At 41.7% G+C, this 3,305-nt stretch carries 4 protein-coding genes; 3 read left to right on the top strand and 1 reads right to left on the bottom strand.

The window, feature by feature from the left end; all coding sequences use genetic code 11:
* Positions 1 to 122 precede the first annotated feature (122 nt).
* The 3 genes from ACJ751_RS06015 to ACJ751_RS06005 all read left to right on the top strand — a co-directional run bounded on the left by ACJ751_RS06015 (position 123) and on the right by ACJ751_RS06005 (position 2,344).
* A complete protein-coding gene (locus tag ACJ751_RS06015; RefSeq protein WP_407744474.1) occupies positions 123 to 518 on the top strand; it encodes a hypothetical protein in 396 nt (131 codons plus the stop codon).
* Positions 519 to 613: 95 nt separating this feature from the next.
* Positions 614 to 1,411, top strand: a complete 798-nt coding sequence (locus ACJ751_RS06010; protein WP_407744473.1) for an SDR family oxidoreductase — start codon at positions 614 to 616, stop codon at positions 1,409 to 1,411.
* Positions 1,412 to 1,429: 18 nt separating this feature from the next.
* Entirely contained in the window at positions 1,430 to 2,344 is a 915-nt protein-coding gene (locus tag ACJ751_RS06005; RefSeq protein ID WP_407744472.1) for a helix-turn-helix domain-containing protein, read from the top strand.
* Between the two features lie 79 nt (positions 2,345 to 2,423).
* On the opposite strand, the gene ACJ751_RS06000 is transcribed toward ACJ751_RS06005, so the two are convergent.
* Complete coding sequence (locus ACJ751_RS06000; RefSeq protein ID WP_407744471.1) at positions 2,424 to 2,741, bottom strand: carboxypeptidase regulatory-like domain-containing protein; 318 nt, start codon at positions 2,739 to 2,741, stop codon at positions 2,424 to 2,426.
* Between the last annotated feature and the right edge of the window lie 564 nt (positions 2,742 to 3,305).

The following is a 3,305-nucleotide window of genomic DNA, read 5'->3' as shown; positions in this document are numbered from 1 at the left end:
TTTACCCATTTCTTTTCCCGTTCAACCTGGAAGAATGCGTTTGAACAGGCTGGTTTTGCCACCTTCCAGGAAACAAAGTTTACGCCGTTTATGTCTGTTTTTAATTGTAACCCCTAACTATTATGGAAATACACTTCCAGATCATTGGCTTCTTGTTTATTGTGCTGGCACTGAGTCATTTCATCTTTCCCCGGTATTTTAACTGGAAGCAGGAACTGGCCAAACTGAGTTTGGTGAACCGGCAAATTATGGTAGTGCACTCCTTCTTTATTGCATTAATGGTGTTGTTGATCGGCCTGCTTTGTCTTACTTCTGCCCATGAATTAATAACCACCCCTTTAGGAAAACGAATTTCATTGGGATTGGGAATATTCTGGAGCGCCCGCCTGGTGATCCAGTTTGTTGGTTATTCTTCAAAGCTTTGGAAAGGCAGGTTGTTTGAAACGGGCGTGCATGTTTTGTTTGCTATCTTCTGGACATACATAAGTGTGGTGTTTATTAAAACGTATATTTCCTGACAGCCAGGATCATTTTGGATACAACTACCCTCAATTCGGACACATACGCCCCTTGCCATTGTTGGACTTTTGTGATACAAAATTGAATTACAAAAATGAAAACAATCTTTATTACAGGCGCTTCAACCGGCCTGGGCAAAGCAACCGCAAAATTATTCGCCGCACAGGGCTGGCAGGTAATTGCCACCATGCGCAATCCTTCTGTTGAAAAAGAATTGAGTTCGATCAGGAACATAACTTTATTGCCATTGGATGTTACCAACCCCGCTCAGATAAAAGAAACTAGAGAAAAGGCCATCGCAATGGGCAATATAGATGTGGTGTTCAACAATGCCGGCTATGGTTTAATGGGCCCATTAGAGGCCGTGACAGATGAACAGGTAACAAAGCAACTAAATACCAACCTGTTAGGGGTGATAAGAGTTACCCAGGCATTCATTCCCTATTTCCGGGAGAAACAAGGCGGCCTCTTTATTACCACAACCTCCATTGGCGGGTTTATCACTTACCCCTTCAGCGCCATGTACCATGCAACAAAATGGGCACTGGAAGGCTGGAGTGAAAGCCTTGCTTTTGAATTAAAAAAGATAGGGGTGGATATTAAAACGGTTGCGCCCGGTGGAATCAAAACTGACTTCCTGAATCGCTCTGCCGAGTATACTGCACACCCGGTGTACGACAAATGGGTTGACCAGTTATTCTCGAAAATTGACCCCAATAGATTCACTCTGGCCGAACAAATTGCGGAAGTGGTATATGAAGCAGCAACAGATGGCAAAGATCAATTACGATATATTGCGGGCGAGGATGCGAAAGCCCAATATGCACATCGAATTCAGGTAGGGGAGGAGGCTTTCAGGAAGAACATGGAACAGATCTTTTTTGCCGAATGAACCCGTTAACTTTGAAGAGTGAAAAAAGAAGAAAACAGTCCGCAGAAATTTGATTCTATCTCTGGCCTGCACCGGGTGCTGGGGTTGCCAAAACCCCTGCACCCGCTGGTAAGCCTGATAGACAATACAAATATAAAAGTGGAGAAGGACAGGCTGCCGCCAGCTTTTTTGTTTGATTTCTATAAGATCTCGTATAAAGAAAAATTACAGGGGCGGTTGAAGTATGGTCAAAACTATTATGATTTTGAAGAAGGCAGCCTGGTATTTACGGCGCCCGGTCAGGTGATGGCCATTGCAGATGATACAGAATACTTAGGCAAGACCCTGCTCTTTCATCCCGATTTTATCAGGATTTATCCGTTAGGTCAGCATATCAAAAAATATGGTTTCTTTTCTTACGCCATTCATGAAGCCCTGCATTTGTCGGAAAAGGAAAAAGAGGTGATCCTGGGTGTTTTCAAAAATATGAACAGTGAGCTGCATGCCAACATCGACGATTTTAGTCAGGATATTATAGTCTCACAAATTGAGCTGCTGTTAAACTACAGCAATCGTTTTTACAAGCGTCAGTTTTTAACGCGCAAAGCAGTGAATAACGATCTGCTGGCAAAGCTCGATGACCTGCTGAATGATTACTTCAATGATCAAACTGCCTTGATGAAGGGATTGCCTTCCGTACAGGACCTGGCTGAGCAGTTACATGTGTCGCCCGGTTATTTAAGTGATCTGCTTCGTTCATTGACCGGACAAAGTACCCAGCAGCACATTCACAATAAAGTAATTGAAAAGGCGAAAGAAATTCTAAGCCAAAGTAATTTATCGGTTGCAGAGATTGCTTATCAATTAGGGTTTGAACGACCGCAATCGTTTAATAAACTCTTCAAACAAAAAACAAAGGTATCGCCGTTGGAATACAGGAAGTCGTTTAATTAAAAAACAAAAAAGGTCTGCCGGCTAACCGGTAGACCTTTTTGCTGTAATGCTAATATCTACAACTAAATGCTGAAAAGCTTTATTGCTCCAGTTTTATTTCGCCGATATCAGTTGCCTGTCCATCAGCTACAGTAACACCATCTTTAGCGGCGTTCTTGTAAGGTGGCTTGGCTTCAATAATTACCCTGTAGGTGCCCGGTTTGGCATCTGTAATTTCAAAAGTGCCCTTATTGATCTCTGCTTTTAAAGTGTCGGTAGACGACAGCGCCCATGCTCTAACAGCAGCATCTGCCGGATTCACTGTTCCCTTTACGGAACCCACTTTAACAGCATTAAAAGCAAACAATCCGGCGGCAGCGAAAGCTATTGCTGCCATACTCATCTTGGCATTTTTCATAACTCAACAAAATTATAGGTTAAACAAAATGGTTACAATTTCTTCAGCTACAAGACCTATAACCTAAGGTAGAAATTACTAATTAATCATCGTTGATGTACTAGGCATGACAAGTACTATGCCAGAACAATCCGATAGGTATAAGAAATTATTTTAACATTTTTTTCCCTGGTGGTGGCATAATTATTTTTTCACGGCTTGTAGAATAATGTCAACACTTGCTAACTTCGTTTGCGTACCCTGGTTAGTAAACAGTGGATATATCAGCCCCCAATTAACCCGCTATTATTGGCCCTCACTATTTGCATCCATATTTATTATCAAAATAAATGATATCTGTCTGATTTTGACAGCCGGGGAACCATAATACGGTTATTAAGCCCGCGTTTATGTTCTATACCGGTTATTGGACGGTTTACCGGTAAAACCCGGCCATATATCTATTTTTGAAACGGAAAACCAACATTTTTTAAGGATATTACGTAAGTATTAGGAATAACCAATATGATGAGAAAAAATCTACAAGGACTGTTAGCCTGTTTTGTGTGTATGATAGGGAGTATG

It is taken from the genome of Niastella sp., assembly GCF_045805085.1.
Lineage (GTDB): Bacteria > Bacteroidota > Bacteroidia > Chitinophagales > Chitinophagaceae > Niastella.
Note: the sequence above shows the minus strand (reverse complement) of the source record. Positions and strands in the feature narration are given on the sequence as shown.

Bases quoted from the DNA above. Each gene is read 5' to 3' on its own strand.
- ACJ751_RS06015 (WP_407744474.1), top strand. From the start codon at position 123: ATGGAAATACACTTCCAGATCATTGGCTTCTTGTTTATTGTGCTGGCA.
- ACJ751_RS06010 (WP_407744473.1), top strand. From the start codon at position 614: ATGAAAACAATCTTTATTACAGGCGCTTCAACCGGCCTGGGCAAAGCA.
- ACJ751_RS06000 (WP_407744471.1), bottom strand. From the start codon at position 2,741: ATGAAAAATGCCAAGATGAGTATGGCAGCAATAGCTTTCGCTGCCGCC.